Genomic DNA, 18809 nt, shown 5'->3' with positions numbered 1-18809 from the left:
AAAGTAATTAGAAAGGCGATGAATGAAATTGCAATTATCCTGGTTAATTATGCAAAGGATAAAAGCTCGCCGGGACGATTGATCCAGGTCATCGCCGTCGGAGGTTAAAAATGGCAGGCTTGTCCCCTTTCTACGGGGCGGTCTATCAGATTATGCAGTTACAGAAATTAGTCAATATGTTTGGTGGGGATCTTTCACGCCGGTACGGGCAAAAGGTCCATAAACTGTCGCTGCACGGCGGCTTTAGCTGCCCCAATCGCGATGGCACCCTCGGGCGCGGCGGCTGTACCTTCTGTAATGTGGCCTCCTTTGCTGACGAATCACAGCAGCATCAGTCTATCGCTGCACAGCTTGCTCACCAGTCGACGTTAGTTAACCGGGCGAAACAGTATCTGGCCTATTTTCAGGCCTATACCAGTACCTGGGCGGAAGTGCAGGTGCTGCGCTCGATGTATCAGCAGGCGGTGAGTCAGGCCAACATCGTCGGGCTTTGTGTCGGCACACGGCCTGACTGCGTGCCCGAGGCGGTGCTCGATCTGCTCAGCGAATATAAAGAGCAGGGGTATGAAATCTGGCTGGAGCTGGGATTACAGACCGCGCACGATAAAACCCTGCATCGCATCAACCGCGGCCATGATTTCGCCTGCTATCAACGCACCACCCGACTGGCACGCGAACGCGGACTTAAGGTCTGTACTCATCTGATTGTCGGTCTGCCGGGAGAAGGGCAAGCCCACGCACTGGAAACTCTGCATAAGGTGGTGGAGACCGGCGTTGACGGCATCAAGCTGCACCCGCTGCATATCGTTACGGGCAGTATTATGGCCAAAGCCTGGGAAGCCGGGCGACTCAACGGCATCGAGCTGGACGAGTATGTGCTGACAGCCGGAGAGATGATCCGTCACACACCGCCGGAGGTGGTGTATCACCGTATCTCCGCCAGCGCCCGCCGTCCAACGCTGCTGGCACCGCTATGGTGTGAGAACCGCTGGACGGGGATGGTGGAGCTGGACCGCTACCTGAACGAGCTGGGAGGGCAGGGTTCGGCGCTGGGACGGGCATGGATAATGCCTGATCCGCTCACCCCCAGCCCTCTTTGCTGAGGGTTGAGAGAAAAGATTTACTTCCGGCGTCTGCCTAATAAGCTGCCCAGCACTCCACGTACAATCTGATTTGTCACCTGACGCGCCGCGCTTTTCGCCATGGTTTGTACGACACCGTCGCGTTTACCGCCGCGCGGACCAGTGCTGCCAAACAGGATGTCTTTCAATCCGCCCAGTATCCCGTCATCGACCGCCACGGGCTGGTCTTTCGCGGTGGGGGCCTCCTGTTGAGCCGTACGGGTTTGCACCGCTTTTTGCAGCATCTCAAACGCAGATTCTCTGTCCACCTGATCTTCGTATTTACCGTAGACCGGCGAGTGGTTAATCAGTCCGTTACGCTCATCGTCGCTGATTGGCCCCATCCGTGAGTTAGGGGCGATGACCATCGCGCGCTCCACCATTGACGGGCTGCCTTTGGCATCGAGAAACGAGATCAGCGCCTCGCCGGTACCCAGCGCCTGGATGGCTGCTTCGGTATCAAAAGCCGGGTTGGTGCGCATGGTCTGCGCTGCGGCTTTCACGGCTTTCTGATCCTTTGGCGTAAAGGCGCGCAAAGCATGCTGGACACGATTGCCCAGTTGGCCCAGTACGTTGTCGGGAATATCGGCCGGGTTCTGCGAAACAAAGTACACGCCCACGCCTTTGGAGCGGATCAGGCGAATCACCTGTTCGATCTTATCCAGTAGAACCTGCGGCGCATCACTGAACAACAGATGGGCTTCGTCAAAGAAGAAAACCAGCTTCGGTTTTTCCAGATCGCCCGCTTCAGGCAGTTGCTCAAAGAGTTCGGAGAGCATCCACAGCAGGGTGGCCGCGTAGAGCTTCGGCATTTGGTAGAGCTTTTCTGCACTCAGGATGTTGATAATGCCTTTGCCGTTGCTGTCGGTACGCATCCAGTCTTTGATATCCAGCATGGGTTCGCCAAAGAAGTGCCCGGCGCCTTGTTGTTCCAGCGTCAACAATCCGCGCTGGATAGCCCCCACGGAGGCGCTACTGATGTTGCCATACTGATTCTGGAAAGATTTGGCGTTATCTCCGATGTACTGGGTAATGGCCCGCAGATCCTTGAAGTCGAGCAGCAGCAATCCCTGATCGTCGGCAATGCGGAAAATAATGTTCAGTACGCCGGTTTGTACCTCGTTGAGGTCGAGCAGACGCGCCAGCAGCAGCGGGCCGAGATCGGAAACCGTGGCGCGCACCGGGTGACCTCTCTCACCGAAAATATCCCAGACCACCACCGGATTACTTTCGGGTTGCCAGTCGGTAACGCCAATATTTTTCAACCGTTCAAGAAGCTTCTCCGAGCCGATGCCCTCCCGGGCAATGCCGCTGAGATCGCCTTTAACGTCGGCCATAAATACCGGCACGCCGATACGCGAAAATGACTCAGCCAGCTTTTGCAGCGTCACCGTTTTACCCGTGCCGGTGGCACCGGTAATCAGGCCATGTCGGTTAGCCACGGCGGGCAGGAGAGACAATTCATTATCCAGCGTCCGGGCAATCAGCAGGGGTGTACTCATGATCGGCTTCCTCGTTCATTCCTGCGTGGAGTATAGGCAACCTGACGGTAAAGTGGATGTGTCAGTTTTCGACTTTGCGGCGCGTTATCCAGCACGGACTATGCTTTTGCATAGGGTTAACAACATATTGGAAAGCTATGTCCAGATTCTTCTTTAATGACCGCAAACAGCTGGTTAATGATGCTATTGAAGGTATGCTCATCTCTGCCCCACACGGCAATCTCGTCAAACTGGATAGCGATCCGGCTATCCGTGTGGTGGTGCGTGCCGACTGGGATAAAAGCCGCGTGGCGGTAATTTCTGGCGGCGGATCCGGTCATGAACCGGCGCATGCAGGCTTTGTAGGTAAAGGAATGCTTACCGCTGCCGTCTGTGGCGATCTGTTTGCTTCCCCGAGCGTAGAGGCGGTGCTGAACGCTATCGTGGCGGTGACAGGGGATCGTGGCTGCCTGCTGATCGTCAAAAACTATACCGGGGATCGTCTCAACTTTGGCCTCGCGGCGGAAAAAGCCAAGCGCTTCGGACTCAAAGTGGAGATGGTGATTGTGGCCGATGATATTGCTCTGCCGGATAACAAGCAGCCGCGCGGCATTGCCGGAACTGCGCTGGTGCATAAAATTGCCGGGTATGCCGCCGAACAGGGGAAATCGCTCAACGATGTGCGGGACATGGCCCTTCAGGCCTGCGACAACCTCTGGAGTCTGGGGGTGGCGATGCAGACCTGCAATCTGCCGGGCAGCGACGATGAAGAGGGGCGTATCAGGAAAGGCCATGTTGAGCTGGGACTGGGGATCCACGGCGAGCCAGGGGCTTCGGTGGTCGATACGCAAAACAGCAGGGCGATTATCGAGACGCTGGTGAAGCCCTTGCAGGCGCAGGCCGGTGAAGGACGGCTGGCCGTGCTCATCAATAACCTCGGCGGCGTCTCGGCGCTGGAGATGGCGCTGCTGACCAAAGAGCTGGCGCATTCGGCCCTGAAAAATCAGATCGCGTATTTTATTGGCCCGGCACCGCTGGTGAGTTCGCTGGACATGAAGGGCTTTTCCTTATCCCTGCTGAAGCTGAATACGGCTTTTGAACAGGCGCTCAACGCGCCGGTAGAGACGCTGGGCTGGCAAAAGCCCGTGGCCTTTACCCCGCTGCGCACGCTGGCGCATACCCCACTGCACGACAGCGTGGAGTTTACCCCGTCAGCGAATGCAAACGTCGCCCGGTATCTCGCCGCGGCAACGGGCTGCTTAATCGCCCTGGAAAATCGCCTTAACGCGCTGGATGCGAAAGTGGGGGATGGCGATACAGGATCGACCTTTGCGCAAGGTGCGCGGGACATTGCGCAATGGCTGGAGGAGGATCGGTTGCCGCTGAACGATCTGCCGCAGCTGTTGCTGGTGGTGGGTGAACGGCTGGCGACGGTGATGGGGGGATCGAGCGGCGTGTTGATGTCGATCTTCTTTACTGCCGCCGGACAGGCGCTGCGTAGCGGTAAATCCTTACCCGATGCCTTACTGACCGGGCTTGCGCAAATGAAACATTATGGTGGGGCAGATCGCGGCGATCGTACCTTGATCGATGCGCTCCAGCCCGCGCTGGAAGCGTTGCAGACAGGGGATCTTCAGGCCGCCGCCAGCGCAGCGCAACAGGGGGCCGATGCCACGGCAAGCATGGGCAAGGCCGGGGCCGGACGTTCATCCTATGTCAACAAAGAGAATCTGCACGGGGTGACCGATCCTGGCGCAGTAGCGGTGGCCGAGGTGTTTGCTGCATTTATGCGGTAGGTGAAAACATCGGGTGGCGGCGGGGTGAAAGCAAAACGGTAACAACCGTTACCGTTTTGAATGTTACAGGCGCAGTGCCATCGTGCTTTAGCGGCTTAGAAATCTGCTTTTAACACCACGCGGTAACGGGCTTTGCCGTCACGAACGTGCTGGATGGCTTCGTTGATTTTCGACATCGGATACGTCTCGATGGTCGGGGCGACTTTGGTGCGGCCGGCAAATTTCATCAGCTTGCGCAGCTCATACGGTGTGCCCGTCGCAGAACCTGACACGCTGCGATCGCCGCCGATCAGCGTGAAGGCTGGAACCGGCAGGGGCTTCAGGACGGCACCCACGGTATGGAAATTACCGCCGTAGGCCAGCGCTTCAAAGTACGGCTGCCAGTCGAGATCGACGTTAACGGTATTGATGATCAGATCAAACTGACCGGCCAGCGCTTTCAACAGCTCAGGATCCCGGCTGTTCACTACCTTGTCGGCTCCCATCGCCAGCACTTCTTGCTCTTTCGCCGGGTTGGAGCTGAACGCCGTCACTTCGCAGCCCATCGCATGCAGAAGCTTGATGGCGATATGGCCCAGACCGCCAATACCGATTACCCCCACGCGGCTGGTGGCGGTGATATGGTGCATCAGCAGCGGTTTGAAGACTGTGATCCCGCCGCACAGCAGCGGACCGGCAGATTCGATATCCATCTGTTCAGGGAGAGGAATGACCCACTGCCAGTCGGCGCGCAGTTTGTCAGCGAAACCGCCGTTGTTCAGAATGGTTGGGGTAGCCCCTTCAAGGCAGTTAATCTGGTTGCCGCTGATACAGGCATCGCAGTGCCCACAGCTCCGTGCAGTCCAGCCGATGCCCACGCGCTGACCAACCTTCAGCCCTTTATCCTGGGCAGCACTGCCCAGAGCAACCACGCGGCCAATCACTTCGTGCCCGGCAATCAGTGGGTATTGCGAAAAGCCCCATTCGTTATCGATCATCGACAGATCGGAATGGCAGATCCCGCAGTAATCGACCTGGACTTCGACGTCTTCTGCTTTCAGCTCGCCCGCATCGTATTCGTACAGCTCAAGTTCTGCACCCGCCTGCGGTGCGGCGTAGCTTTTTATCTTTGACATGATATTTACCCCCTGATGGTGTGGAACTGAGAGTGTAGAGCATTCAGTTTACAACCGCTTAACAGAAGGGGGCAGGAAAGGAATTACAATGTTTTCAACATCCGCACTTCGCAGTCCACGTGTCCGGTGCAGCCCAGGGAGTGGTCAATGTGTTCAAAGCCAAGGTGCTCATACAGGGCAATAGCTTCTTTGAGGAAGGCAGTGGTTTCGAGGTAGCAGCGTTTAAAGCCTTCGGCGCGCGCGTGGTCGAGAGCAACCAGCGCCAGCTTTTTCGCCAGACCTTTTCCGCGTGCGGAGGGCAGGAAATACATCTTTTGCAGTTCGCAAATATCCGGTTCGCTGCAGCTCAGGGGGGCAACACCGCCGCCGCCGACAACGCTGCCGTTTTGTTCGATGATCCAGTAGGCGTGGCCCGGCTGGCTGTAAACCTGAAACAGCTCGTCCAGGTTTGGGTCGGCAACCGTGTAGCCCTTGTCGGCGGTCAGACCGTATTCGGCAGACACTGTGCGGATAACGGTCGCAATCGCACTGTTGTCTTGTTGAGAGATACGACGCATGGCGGTCGCAGCGGGGGTAATCACGCTCATAGCATTACTCATGACAAAAATTGACACACATCTGCTGTTAATAGCATCGCAGAAAGGGGAGTGCAAGCGAGGAGTTTTCAGGAAGAATCCCCCTTACGCCCTGAAGCGTAAGGGGGTAACGCTTTACAGCGCGGCGATAACCGCCTGCTGCTCAATCAGCTTCGCTTTAGCATCCGCGAAACCAACCAGACGTTCACGCTCTTTGGCGATGACCGCTTCCGGGGCGCGGGCAACAAAGCCTTCGTTAGACAGTTTACTTTCGATCTTACCGATTTCGACTTCGACTTTGGCCACTTCTTTTGCCAGACGCGCCAGCTCAGCATCTTTATCAACCAGGCCAGCCATCGGGATCAGCAGCTCGGCGCCGTCGATGATTTTGGTCACGGAGACCGGACCTTTATCATCCGCAGGCAGCACGGTGATGCTCTCCAGACGGGCCATAGTCTGCAGGAAGGTGTTGTTCTCGGTCACGCGACGCACCGCAGCTTCACTGCAACCGCGCAGCAGCAGCGCCAGTGGTTTACCCGGGGAGATGTTCATCTCGGCACGGATGTTACGCACGGCAACGATCGCCTGCTTCAGCCACTCGGTATCGGCAGCCGCGGCTTCATCAACCTGCGCGGCATCGAAGGCCGGGAACGGCTGCAGCATGATGGTATCGGCATTAATGCCAGCAATCACCTTCACGCGCTGCCAGATGGTTTCGGTGATGAACGGGATGATCGGGTGCGCCAGGCGCAACAGACCTTCCAGAACGGTGATCAGGGTGTTGCGCGTACCGCGCAGTTCCGCTTCAGATCCGCCATTCATTACCGGTTTGGTCAGCTCCAGGTACCAGTCACAGAACTGGTTCCAGGTGAACTCGTACAGGATGCCTGCCGCGATATCGAAGCGATAGCTATCCAGCGCCTCGCGGAACGCTTTGGTCGTCTGGTTGAATTCAGCCAGGATCCAGCGGTCTGCCAGCGACAGGGTCATTTCGCCGCCGTTAAAGCCGCAATCCTGATCTTCGGTGTTCATCAGCACAAAGCGGCTGGCGTTCCACAGCTTGTTACAGAAGTTGCGATAACCTTCCAGACGTTTCATGTCCCAGTTAATGTCGCGGCCGGTTGAGGCCAGCGCTGCCAGGGTGAAACGCAGGGCGTCGGTGCCGTGTGGCTCGATACCGTCCGGGAACTGCTTCTCGGTGCGCTTGCGGATCTTCTCAGCCAGCTGCGGCTGCATCATGTTGCCGGTACGTTTCTCCAGCAGATCTTCCAGGGAGATACCGTCCACCATGTCCAGCGGGTCGATAACGTTGCCCTTGGACTTGGACATCTTCTGGCCTTCGTCGTCGCGGATCAGACCGGTCATGTAGACGGTATGGAACGGAACCTGCGGCTTGCCATCTTCATCTTTGATGAAGTGCATGGTCATCATGATCATGCGGGCGATCCAGAAGAAAATAATGTCGAAGCCGGACACCATTACGCTGGTTGGGTGGAACTGACGCAGCGCGTCGGTGTTTTCTGGCCAGCCGAGGGTGGAGAAAGTCCACAGCGCGGAGGAGAACCAGGTATCCAGCACGTCTTCGTCCTGACGCAGCGCCACGTCAGCGCTCAGGTTGTTTTCCTGACGCACTTCGTCTTCAGTACGGCCAACGTAGACGTTGCCGTCGTTGTCGTACCACGCCGGGATGCGGTGACCCCACCACAGCTGACGGGAGATACACCAGTCCTGAATATCGCGCATCCAGGAGAAGTACATGTTTTCGTACTGCTTTGGCACGAACTGAATGCTACCGTTCTCAACCGCTTCTACAGCCGGTTTCGCCAGCACGTCAGCACGGACGTACCACTGGTCGGTCAGCATCGGCTCGATCACCACGCCGCCACGGTCGCCGTAAGGAACGGTCAGATCGTGAGGTTTGATCTCTTCCAGCAGGCCCAGGGCATCAACAGCGGCAACCACTGCTTTACGCGCGGCAAAACGTTCCAGCTTCTGGAACTCAGCCGGGATATCGCTTGAGTAAACGTCGGACTCTTCGCCTTTGGTGTCGTACACTTCCGCGCTTTCACGGATGTCGCCATCAAAGGTCAGGATGTTGATCATCGGCAGGGCGTGACGACGGCCAACTTCATAGTCGTTAAAGTCGTGCGCGGGGGTGATTTTCACGCAACCAGTGCCTTTTTCCATGTCGGCGTGTTCATCGCCCACAATCGGAATGCGGCGGTTAACCAGCGGCAGCACCACGAATTTACCAATCAGATCTTTATAACGCGGATCTTCCGGGTTCACGGCCACGCCGGTATCGCCCAGCAGAGTTTCTGGACGCGTGGTAGCGACGACCAGATAATCTTTACCGTCTGCGGTTTTCGCGCCGTCGGCCAGCGGATAGCGGATATGCCACATGGAGCCTTTAGACTCGCGGTTTTCCACTTCCAGGTCTGAGATGGCGGTGCGCAGTTTCGGATCCCAGTTTACCAGGCGCTTGCCACGGTAAATCAGATCTTCTTTATACAGACGGACAAATACTTCTTTAACGGCGTTAGAAAGGCCTTCGTCCATGGTGAAGCGCTCGCGCTCCCAGTCCACGGAGTTGCCGAGACGGCGCATCTGACGGGTAATGGTGCCGCCGGATTCTGCTTTCCACTGCCAGATTTTGTCGATAAAGGCGTCGCGACCGTAGTCGTGGCGGGTTTTACCTTCTTCAGCGGCAATTTTACGCTCAACCACCATTTGGGTCGCAATACCCGCGTGGTCCGTCCCCGCTTGCCAGAGGGTGTTTTTACCCTGCATGCGCTGGTAACGGATCATGGTATCCATGATGGTCTGCTGGAAGGCATGACCCATATGCAAACTGCCGGTGACGTTCGGCGGCGGGATCATGATGCAGAAGGACTCTTTGCTTTCATCGCCGTTAGGCTTGAAATAGCCCTGCTGTTCCCAGTGCTCGTAAAGCGGCTGTTCGATATCGCGTGGGTTATATGTCTTTTCCATTATTTCCAGGTTGCCGTATTCAGGTTAAAACCAGCCAGGCGGTACGCTTTATAGCGTTCGCGCGCCAGTTGTTTCAAAGAATCTTCGTGAGGGACAAAGTCTACCACTTCTGTGAAAGCGGTGGCAAAATCTGCAAAGCCGATGCGCAGGCTGATTAAAATATCCCGCGGGCTGCTGTTGCGTTTTTGCGGCCAGGCGATCTCCACCGGCGCGCCACCGCGCGGTCCTTCTCCCGCAAGATTATGCGGAACAAAGCTTTCAGACGGTCGTGCCCACAGGGCTTCATCCAGACGGATGGCCTGCTGCTCATCTTCGCAGGCAATCAGCACGCGAAGACCTGCGCGCCAACGTTCTGCGGCAATCTCACACACCAGCTGTTCAACGGCGCTTAAGCCATCCTGTTGGGTGTCATTGTCCAGAAGATAGAACGTTGCGTTTTTCATATATGGGGCTTCTTGTGGTGGATTTAAATGCAAAGCCGGGTGGCGCTGCGCGTACCCGGCCTACGGTTAAATGCCGTTTGCAGGCCGGGTAAGGCGAAGCCGCCCCCCGGCGTTTTACATTACTCTTCGCCGTTAAACCCGGCACGATTGAGCAGGAACTGCGAGAGCAGGGCCACAGGGCGGCCAGTGGCGCCTTTGGCTTTACCGGAACGCCATGCCGTACCGGCGATATCCAGGTGCGCCCAGTTGTATTTGCGGGTAAAGCGCGCCAGGAAGCAGGCTGCAGTAATTGCACCGCCAGGACGCCCACCGATGTTAGCCATATCCGCAAAGTTGGACTCCAGTTGCTCCTGGTACTCATCGGCCATTGGCAGACGCCAGGCACGGTCGCCCGCCTGTTCAGAGGCGCCGATCAGCTCATGTGCCAATGGATTGTGGTTCGACATCAGGCCGGTGATGTGATGGCCCAGCGCAATCACGCAGGCACCAGTCAGGGTGGCCACGTCGATAACCGCTTCTGGCTCGAAGCGTTCAACGTAGGTCAGCACGTCACACAGCACCAGACGGCCTTCAGCATCGGTGTTCAGCACTTCAACAGTCTGCCCGGACATGGTGGTCAGCACGTCGCCAGGGCGATAAGCACGGCCGCCCGGCATGTTTTCACAGCCTGCCAGTACGCCAATTACGTTGATAGGCAACTGGAGTTCCGCGACCATGCGCATCACGCCGTAGACCGCCGCTGCACCGCACATGTCGTACTTCATCTCATCCATGCCTTCGGCCGGTTTGATGGAGATACCGCCGGAGTCGAAAGTCAGGCCTTTACCGACCAGCACAATTGGACGCACGTCTTCAGACGGGTTGCCCTTGTACTCAATGACTGACATCAGGGATTCGTTTTGTGAACCGTTGCCGACCGCCAGATAGGAGTGCATACCCAGTTCTTTCATCTGCTGCTCGCCAATCACGCGGGTGACGACGTTTTGGCTGTAGGAGTCCGCCAGCTGGCGCGCCTGGGAGGCGAGATAACCGGCATTACAGATGTTTGGCGGCATGTTGCCGAGGTCTTTCGCGGCTTTGATACCGGCAGCGATCGCCAGACCATGCTGAATGGCGCGCTCGCCGCTGGTCAGTTCACGGCGGGTTGGTACGTTAAAGACCATTTTACGCAGCGGACGGCGAGGTTCGCTTTTGGTGGTTTTTAGCTGATCGAAGCTGTACAGCGTCTCTTTCGCTGTTTCAACGGCCTGACGCACTTTCCAGTAGGTGTTGCGGCCTTTGACGTGCAGTTCGGTCAGGAAGCACACGGCCTCCATTGAGCCAGTATCATTCAGCGTATTAATCGTTTTCTGAATAACCTGTTTGTACTGGCGCTCATCCAGCTCGCGCTCTTTGCCACAGCCAATCAGCAGGATGCGCTCGGACAATACGTTCGGCACATGATGCAGCAACAGCGTCTGTCCTGGTTTGCCCTCCAGCTCGCCACGGCGCAGCAGGGCGCTGATGTAGCCATCGCTGATTTTATCGAGTTGTTCTGCGATCGGAGAGAGTCTGCGGGGTTCAAACACGCCGACGACGATGCAGGCACTCCGCTGTTTTTCCGGGCTACCGCTTTTTACACTGAACTCCATGAACTACGCTCCTGAATCTTAAAGACAACAGCGGCAGCTACGGATAGAATTGAAACCTTTCGTAACTCATGCCCGCTGTTGCGGTGACTTCGTGTTAATCTTACGTTATTACGGTTTCGACACGTCATAACAACTGCTGAAGCGCGAATCCGCCGGGTGTTGTAATCTTAGCGATGATTTCGACGACTCAAGAGAATAAATGACGTTTAAGCCATGAAACAAGCGATTTTCCTGCAAAGAGACGGGTTTTTACGGGCGTATTTAATGTGATAATCATAAGATATCTGGTGCGGGAGACGCTAAAAAGCCAGTTGGCGATACTCTTCATCCTGCTTCTGATCTTTTTCTGTCAGAAACTGGTGAGGATCCTCGGCGCGGCTGTCGACGGCGAAATTCCCACAAATCTGGTGCTTTCTCTGCTCGGGTTAGGCGTGCCTGAAATGGCGCAGCTTATCCTGCCATTAAGCCTTTTCCTCGGACTGCTGATGACGCTCGGTAAGCTTTATACCGAAAGTGAAATCACCGTCATGCATGCATGCGGTCTGAGCAAAGCGGTACTGATTAAAGCCGCCATGGTTCTGGCGCTGTTTACCGGCATCGTGGCCGCGGTGAACGTGATGTGGGCCGGGCCTGTCTCCTCGCGTCATCAGGATGAGGTGCTGGCTGAAGCGAAAGCGAACCCCGGCATGGCCGCACTGGCGCAGGGGCAGTTCCAGCAGGCGACCGACGGTAACTCCGTGCTGTTTATTGAAAGCGTGGATGGCAGCCGCTTTAACGACGTCTTCCTCGCGCAACTCCGCCCCAAAGGTAATGCCCGCCCATCCGTGGTCGTGGCCGATTCCGGTCAGCTCACCCAGGGTAAAGACGGTTCGCAGATCGTGACCCTGAACAAAGGCACCCGCTTCGAAGGCACAGCGTTGCTGCGTGATTTCCGCATTACCGACTTCCAGAACTATCAGGCGATTATTGGTCATCAAACGGTGGCGCTGGATCCTACCGATACTGAGCAGATGAGCATGCGTACGCTGCTTAATACCGATACCAATCGCGCCCGTGCGGAGCTGCACTGGCGAATCACGCTGGTATTCACCGTATTTATGATGGCGTTGATGGTCGTGCCGCTCAGCGTGGTAAACCCACGTCAGGGCCGGGTGCTCTCTATGCTGCCCGCGATGCTGCTTTATCTGGTGTTCTTCCTGCTGCAGACCTCGATCAAATCGAATGGCGGTAAAGGAAAAATCGACCCGGTTATCTGGACCTGGGTGATTAACGGACTCTACCTGCTGTTGGCCGTCATCCTCAACCTGTGGGATACCGTGCCGATGCGCCGTGTACGAGCCAGGTTTACGCGTAAAGGAGCGGTGTAATGCAGGCGTTTGGCGTTCTTGACCGCTATATCGGTAAAACTATTTTTACCACCATCATGATGACGTTATTCATGCTGGTGTCGCTCTCCGGCATCATCAAGTTTGTCGACCAGCTGAAAAAGGCCGGGCAGGGGAACTATGATGCAATGGGCGCGGGCATGTATACCCTGCTCAGTATTCCAAAAGATGTGCAAATCTTCTTCCCGATGGCGGCACTGTTAGGCGCGCTGCTGGGGCTGGGGATGCTGGCGCAGCGCAGTGAGCTGGTGGTGATGCAGGCGTCGGGCTTTACCCGTATGCAGGTTGCCCTGTCGGTGATGAAAACGGCGATCCCGCTGGTATTTCTGACCATGGCAATGGGCGAGTGGATTGCACCGCAGGGCGAGCAGATGGCGCGTAACTACCGCGCACAGATGATGTATGGCGGCTCGCTGCTCTCGACCCAGCAGGGTCTGTGGGCGAAAGATGGCACTAACTTTGTCTATATCGAACGTGTGACGGGCGATAACACGCTCGGTGGCGTGAGTATCTACAGCTTTAACGATCAGCGTCGTCTGCAGGCGGTACGTTATGCCACGTCGGCCACCTTCGATACCGAGAAAAAAGTCTGGCGTCTGTCTCAGGTGGACGAGTCCAACCTGCAGGATCCGAAACAGATCACCGGTTCGCAGACGGTCACTGGCACCTGGAAAACCAACCTGACCCCCGATAAGCTCGGTGTGGTGGCGCTGGATCCTGATGCGCTCTCCATCAGCGGCCTGCACAACTACGTGAAGTACCTGAAGTCGAGCGGCCAGGACGCCGGACGTTACCAGCTCAATATGTGGAGCAAGATCTTTCAGCCGCTCTCCGTGGCGGTCATGATGCTGATGGCGCTGTCATTTATCTTCGGCCCACTGCGTAGCGTTCCCATGGGGGTACGTGTCGTAACCGGTATCAGCTTCGGCTTTGTCTTCTACGTTCTCGATCAGATCTTCGGTCCGCTGACTCTGGTTTACGGTATCCCGCCAGTTATTGGTGCGTTGCTGCCGAGCGCCTCCTTCTTCCTGATCAGCCTCTGGATGCTCCTGAAGCGCTCCTGACCCCTGACACCTCATCTCCCTCTTTGGGAGGTGAGGTGTATCCTCTGTTTTACCCCTCACTTTTTTGCACAACCTTCAACGTCTTGCCTGAAATTTGAGTATTATTGTGCGATGACGTCGTGAAGAGATCCCCTATGAAGCAAATTCGGTTACTGGCGCAATATTATGTCGATCTGATGATGAAGCTCGGCCTGGTACGCTTCTCCCTGTTGCTGGCGTTGGCGCTGGTGGTTCTGGCGATTGTGGTGCAGATGGCTATTACCATGGTGCTGCACGGTCAGGTTGAGAGCATTGACCTTATTCGGTCGATTTTCTTTGGCCTGTTGATCACCCCCTGGGCGGTCTATTTCCTCTCCGTCGTGGTTGAACAGCTGGAAGAGTCGCGCCAGCGGCTGACCCGGCTGGTGGAAAAGCTGGAAGAGATGCGCGAGCGCGACCTGAAGCTCAACGTGCAGTTAAAAGACAACATTGCTCAGCTGAACCAGGAGATTTCAGATCGTGAAAAAGCCGAGGCCGAGCGCCAGACCACGCTGGAACAGCTGAAAATTGAAATGAAAGAGCGCGAGCAGACGCAAATTCAGCTCGAGCAGCAATCGTCGTTCCTGCGCTCTTTCCTCGATGCCTCCCCGGATCTGGTCTTCTACCGCAATGAAGACAAAGAGTTCTCCGGCTGTAACCGGGCGATGGAGCTACTGACCGGCAAGAGCGAAAAGCAGCTCGTCAGCCTGCGCCCGCAGGATGTCTATTCACCCGAGGCGGCAGCCAAAGTTATCGAAACTGACGAGAAGGTCTTCCGGCATAACGTCTCACTGACCTACGAACAGTGGCTCGACTACCCGGACGGGCGCAAAGCCTGCTTCGAAATCCGCAAAGTGCCTTACTACGATCGCGTCGGTAAACGCCACGGGCTGATGGGCTTCGGGCGTGATATTACCGAGCGTAAGCGCTATCAGGATGCCCTGGAGCGCGCCAGCCGCGATAAAACCACCTTTATCTCTACCATCAGCCATGAGCTGCGTACCCCGCTCAACGGCATCGTGGGGCTAAGCCGCATTCTGCTCGATACCGAACTCACGACCGAGCAGGAGAAATATCTGAAAACGATCCATGTTTCAGCGGTCACGCTCGGCAATATCTTCAACGATATTATTGATATGGATAAGATGGAACGACGTAAGGTTCAGCTGGATAACCAGCCGGTGGACTTCACCGGTTTCCTTGCCGATCTGGAGAACCTCTCCGGCCTGCAGGCCCAGCAGAAAGGGCTACGCTTTGTGATGCAGCCAACGCTGCCACTGCCGCATAAGGTGGTGACTGACGGCACACGCCTGCGTCAGATCCTGTGGAACTTGATCAGCAACGCGGTCAAGTTCACCCAGAGCGGCCAGGTTGCGGTTCGCGTGCGTTACGGCGAGGGCGAGATGCTGCACTTCGAGGTAGAGGATTCCGGTATCGGTATCCCGCAGGAGGAGCAGGACAAAATCTTCGCCATGTATTATCAGGTTAAAGATAGCCACGGCGGCAAGCCCGCCACCGGAACCGGTATTGGCCTGGCGGTATCGCGCCGCCTGGCGAAGAGCATGGGGGGCGACATCACGGTGAGCAGCAACCCAGGTCACGGCTCCGTCTTTAAACTGAGCGTTCGTGCCCCGGCGGTTGCGGAGGAGGTCGAAGACACCTTCGACCACGACGCGATGCCGCTGCCTGCCCTGCATGTGCTGCTGGTGGAAGATATTGAGCTGAACGTGATTGTGGCGCGGTCGGTGCTGGAGAAACTCGGCAGCAGCGTGGATGTCGCCATGACCGGCAAGGCTGCGCTGGAGATGTTCACCCCAGGAGAATACGACCTGGTGCTGCTGGATATCCAGCTCCCGGACATGACCGGCCTGGACATCTCGCGTGAACTCACCAGCCGTTATGCCAGTGATGAACTGCCGCCGCTGGTGGCACTCACCGCCAACGTGCTGAAAGACAAGAAAGAGTATCTGGATGCCGGTATGGACGATGTACTGAGCAAACCGCTGGCGGTGCCGGCCTTAACCGCCATGATTAAGAAGTACTGGGACACCTGTGACGAAGAGGAGAGCACCATGACGACGGTAGATACGGAAAAAGCGCAGTCTTTGCTGGATATCGACATGCTTGAGCAGTACATCGATCTGGTGGGGCCGAAGTTGATTACCGACGGCCTGGCCATTTTCGAAAAGATGATGCCGGGTTATCTGAACGTGCTGGAGTCCAACCTGACGGCGCGGGATCGGAAAGGTATCGTAGAAGAGGGCCATAAGATCAAAGGTGCGGCCGGCTCGGTCGGTTTGCGTCATCTGCAGCAGCTTGGTCAGCAGATCCAGTCCCCGGATTTACCAGCGTGGGAAGATAACGTGGGTGAATGGGTTGAAGAGATGAAGCAGGAGTGGCAAAACGATGTGGCCGTTCTGAAAGCCTGGGTGGAAAGCAGAAAAAAATGACCCCGGCTAAACCGGGGTGCGCGAATACTGCGCCAACACCAGGGAAATCGTGGCTGCGCCTGAAGATGTTTTTTTAAGATAATGGCGTAGCCGGAAAATTTAGGCCGCACGCAGTTAAGATAGCAAAACTTAAATACTTTGTTACATGAATCAGTTAAATGTGTGAAGCACACCATTTTAATCAGAATTTTTAATGTGCATGTAACATTTTTCGAGAGGGATCGCAGGATGAAAAAGGTTGGCGTGGTACTGAGCGGTTGCGGGGTTTACGATGGTTCTGAAATTCATGAAGCGGTTCTGACGCTGCTGGCGCTGACGCGCAACGGCGCAGAAGCGGTCTGTTTCGCCCCGGACAAAGCCCAGTCTGATGTCATTAATCACCTTACCGGTGAGCCGCTGGCGGAAAGCCGAAATGTCCTGATTGAGGCGGCGCGAATTGCACGCGGCCAGATCCGCCCACTCAGTGAAGCGCGTGCCGCCGAACTGGATGCGCTGATTGTACCGGGCGGTTTTGGTGCCGCAAAAAACCTGAGCAATTTTGCCCATGAAGGCAGCGCCTGCCAGGTAGAGAGCGATTTAAAAACCCTGGCGCTGCAGATGCATGAGGCCGGTAAACCCTTGGGCTTTATCTGTATCGCTCCGGCTATGCTGCCCGCCATCTTCGATATCCCGCTGCGTCTGACCATCGGCACTGACATTGATACTGCCGAGGCCATTGAGGATATGGGCGGCGAGCACATCCCTTGCCCGGTGGACGATATCGTGGTCGACGAAGATAACAGGATCGTGACTACCCCTGCGTACATGCTGGCGCAGAACATTGCGGAAGCCGCGACCGGTATCGAGAAGCTGGTTACCCGTGTGCTGGTGCTGGCTGAATGAGATTGAAGCGTCCCCGATGTGGCTGGGTAAGACGGATCGTCATCCGCGTTCTGCTGGTGCTGGCGGTCTTCTGGGGCGGCGGTATCACCCTGTTCAGCTTCGTGCCGGTGCCGTTTTCCGCAGTGATGATTGAACGTCAGCTGGGGAGCTGGCTGCGAGGGGATTTCAGCTACGTTGCCCACTCTGACTGGGTGAGCATGGATGAGATCTCGCCGTGGATGGGACTGGCCGTTATTGCTGCTGAAGATCAGAAATTCCCGGACCACTGGGGATTCGACGTTGGGGCGATAGAGAAGGCGTTAGCGCATAACGAGCGCAATGAGAGCCGTATTCGCGGCGCATCGACGCTTTCTCAGCAGACGGCGAAAAACCTGTTTTTGTGGGACGGACGTAGCTGGATGAGAAAAGGGTTTGAAGCCGGGCTGACGCTGGGGATCGAAACGGTGTGGAGTAAAAAACGCATCCTGACGGTGTACCTGAATATCGCAGAGTTTGGCGAAGGGGTGTTTGGTGTTGAAGCCGCTGCCCAGCGCTATTTCCATAAACCTGCGAGCCGACTGTCAGCATCAGAGGCCGCGCTGCTGGCCGCCGTGTTACCGAACCCCATTCGCTTTAAGGCCAGTGCGCCTTCAGGCTATGTTCGCAGCCGTCAGGCGTGGATCCTGCGCCAGATGCGTCAACTGGGCGGGGAATGGTTTATGCAGGCCCATAAGCTGCATTAATCTTCATCAAACCCGGCGTTGAACAATGCAATCACCGCCGCCAGCGCCTCGACTTCCTGTGGGCCGGTCGCTTCGATTTCGATCTGTCGGCCCTTGGCGGAGTCCAGCATCAGCAGCGCAATCACGCTATTGGCTTCGGCTTCAGTGCCTTCGTCATTACGCAGCAGAACTTCCGCGTCAAACCCCTGCATCAGTTCAAATAACTTCATCGCCGGGCGTGCATGCATGCCCAGCTTATTGGTGATCTCAACGGTCTGCTTTACGGTCATGTTTTACGTTTTTCCAGCGTACGATGACGGGACTGCACATTTTTGCCGCGCGAGCGGAAATAGTCAGCCAGTTGCTCAGCAATATAGACCGAACGGTGTTTGCCCCCGGTACAGCCAATCGCCACCGTCAAATAGCTGCGATTGTTTGTTTCCAGCATCGGCAACCAGAGTTCAAGGTAGCTGCGCGTCTGATAGATAAAGTTGTGGACTTCCGTATGCCTGTCAAGGAACGCGGCAACAGGTTTATCGAGGCCGGTCATTGGACGCAGCTTCGGATCCCAGTGCGGGTTCGGCAGGAAACGCACGTCAAACACATAGTCTGCATCGATAGGAATACCATGCTTAAAGCCGAAGGATTCAAACACCATCGTCAGCTCACGCTCGCGTTTGCCCAGCAGACGGGTACGCAGCATCTCCGCCAGCTCATGCACGGACATTTCAGAGGTATCAACGATCAGATCGGCACGAGAGCGCAGCGGCTCCAGCAGATCGCTTTCCTGGTCGATGGCACTTTCCAGCGACAGATTTTTGCTGGAGAGCGGATGCAGACGGCGGGTATCACTATAGCGACGGATCAGTGTATTGCGATCGGCATCAAGGAACAGCAACTGAGGTGAAAACGCCTCTGGCAAATTGCTCATCGCCTGCTCAAAGATCTCCGGCGATTCAGGCATGTTACGCACGTCGATGCTGACCGCGGCGGAGATCTGTCGATCCGCCAGCGATCTCGCCAGCTCAGGCAGCAGCACCACCGGCAGGTTATCCACGCAGTAAAAGCCCATATCTTCCAGCGCACGCAGGGCAACCGATTTGCCGGATCCCGAACGACCGCTGACGATCATCAGCACCATGTACCGTTTCTCCTC

General features: G+C 56.4%; 15 protein-coding genes. 7 read left to right on the top strand and 8 right to left on the bottom strand.

The features are described 5' to 3' along the window. Positions 1-152 precede the first annotated feature (152 nt). Entirely contained in the window at positions 153-1103 is a 951-nt protein-coding gene (locus tag ABIE02_RS15890) for a TIGR01212 family radical SAM protein (protein ID WP_150872874.1), read from the top strand. Between the two features lie 17 nt (positions 1104-1120). Here ABIE02_RS15890 and ABIE02_RS15885 read toward each other — a convergent pair whose 3' ends face one another. Further along, complete coding sequence (locus tag ABIE02_RS15885; protein ID WP_150872570.1) at positions 1121-2623, bottom strand: helicase HerA-like C-terminal domain-containing protein; 1503 nt, start codon at positions 2621-2623, stop codon at positions 1121-1123. 137 nt (positions 2624-2760) lie between these two features. Between ABIE02_RS15885 and ABIE02_RS15880 the strand changes: the two genes are divergently transcribed. Continuing rightward, positions 2761-4398 (top strand): dihydroxyacetone kinase subunit DhaK, encoded by a 1638-nt coding sequence (locus tag ABIE02_RS15880; RefSeq protein WP_150872568.1) that lies wholly within the window; start codon positions 2761-2763, stop codon positions 4396-4398. Between the two features lie 95 nt (positions 4399-4493). Here the strand turns inward: ABIE02_RS15880 and ahr are convergent, their stop codons facing one another. The 5 genes from ahr to pepA all read right to left on the bottom strand — a co-directional run bounded on the left by ahr (position 4494) and on the right by pepA (position 11153). Beyond that, a complete protein-coding gene (gene ahr, locus ABIE02_RS15875; RefSeq protein ID WP_032614507.1) occupies positions 4494-5513 on the bottom strand; it encodes an NADPH-dependent aldehyde reductase Ahr in 1020 nt (339 codons plus the stop codon). A gap of 83 nt (positions 5514-5596) precedes the next feature. Continuing rightward, positions 5597-6100: a GNAT family N-acetyltransferase gene (locus ABIE02_RS15870; protein WP_032614505.1), complete on the bottom strand. Its 504-nt coding sequence runs from the start codon at positions 6098-6100 to the stop codon at positions 5597-5599. 123 nt (positions 6101-6223) lie between these two features. Beyond that, positions 6224-9079, bottom strand: a complete 2856-nt coding sequence (locus tag ABIE02_RS15865; protein WP_059307103.1) for a valine--tRNA ligase — start codon at positions 9077-9079, stop codon at positions 6224-6226. Continuing rightward, positions 9079-9522, bottom strand: coding sequence for a DNA polymerase III subunit chi (gene holC / locus ABIE02_RS15860; RefSeq protein WP_059307104.1), 444 nt, complete (start codon positions 9520-9522; stop codon positions 9079-9081). Before holC ends, ABIE02_RS15865 begins: the two co-directional genes overlap by 1 nt. Positions 9523-9641: 119 nt before the next feature. Then, positions 9642-11153, bottom strand: coding sequence for a leucyl aminopeptidase (gene pepA / locus ABIE02_RS15855; RefSeq protein ID WP_032614499.1), 1512 nt, complete (start codon positions 11151-11153; stop codon positions 9642-9644). A gap of 266 nt (positions 11154-11419) precedes the next feature. On the opposite strand from pepA, the gene lptF reads away from it, so the two are divergent. The 5 genes from lptF to mtgA all read left to right on the top strand — a co-directional run bounded on the left by lptF (position 11420) and on the right by mtgA (position 17674). Further along, entirely contained in the window at positions 11420-12520 is a 1101-nt protein-coding gene (gene lptF / locus ABIE02_RS15850) for an LPS export ABC transporter permease LptF (protein WP_032614497.1), read from the top strand. Then, on the top strand, positions 12520-13602 hold the full coding sequence (gene lptG / locus ABIE02_RS15845) for an LPS export ABC transporter permease LptG (RefSeq protein ID WP_151586564.1): 1083 nt from the start codon (positions 12520-12522) through the stop codon (positions 13600-13602). The genes lptF and lptG overlap by 1 nt, the downstream gene beginning before the upstream one ends. Positions 13603-13736: 134 nt before the next feature. Then, the gene (gene arcB, locus ABIE02_RS15840) at positions 13737-16070 is read left to right on the top strand and encodes an aerobic respiration two-component sensor histidine kinase ArcB (protein WP_059307105.1); all 2334 of its coding nucleotides are present in this window, start codon (positions 13737-13739) and stop codon (positions 16068-16070) included. A 228-nt stretch (positions 16071-16298) separates the two neighbouring features. Beyond that, positions 16299-16952, top strand: a complete 654-nt coding sequence (gene elbB / locus ABIE02_RS15835) for an isoprenoid biosynthesis glyoxalase ElbB (RefSeq protein ID WP_151586562.1) — start codon at positions 16299-16301, stop codon at positions 16950-16952. Further along, the gene (gene mtgA / locus ABIE02_RS15830) at positions 16949-17674 is read left to right on the top strand and encodes a monofunctional biosynthetic peptidoglycan transglycosylase (RefSeq protein ID WP_155167431.1); all 726 of its coding nucleotides are present in this window, start codon (positions 16949-16951) and stop codon (positions 17672-17674) included. Before elbB ends, mtgA begins: the two co-directional genes overlap by 4 nt. Here the strand turns inward: mtgA and npr are convergent. Then, positions 17671-17943: a PTS phosphocarrier protein NPr gene (gene npr, locus ABIE02_RS15825; RefSeq protein WP_032614489.1), complete on the bottom strand. Its 273-nt coding sequence runs from the start codon at positions 17941-17943 to the stop codon at positions 17671-17673. The genes mtgA and npr overlap by 4 nt on opposite strands. Beyond that, on the bottom strand, positions 17940-18794 hold the full coding sequence (rapZ, locus tag ABIE02_RS15820) for an RNase adapter RapZ (RefSeq protein ID WP_032614487.1): 855 nt from the start codon (positions 18792-18794) through the stop codon (positions 17940-17942). The genes npr and rapZ overlap by 4 nt, the downstream gene beginning before the upstream one ends. Positions 18795-18809: the final 15 nt, after the last annotated feature.

It is taken from the genome of Leclercia sp. 1548 (genome assembly GCF_050435045.1).
Classification (GTDB): domain Bacteria; phylum Pseudomonadota; class Gammaproteobacteria; order Enterobacterales; family Enterobacteriaceae; genus Enterobacter; species Enterobacter adecarboxylatus.
This window is presented reverse-complemented; position numbering and strand designations above follow the sequence as displayed.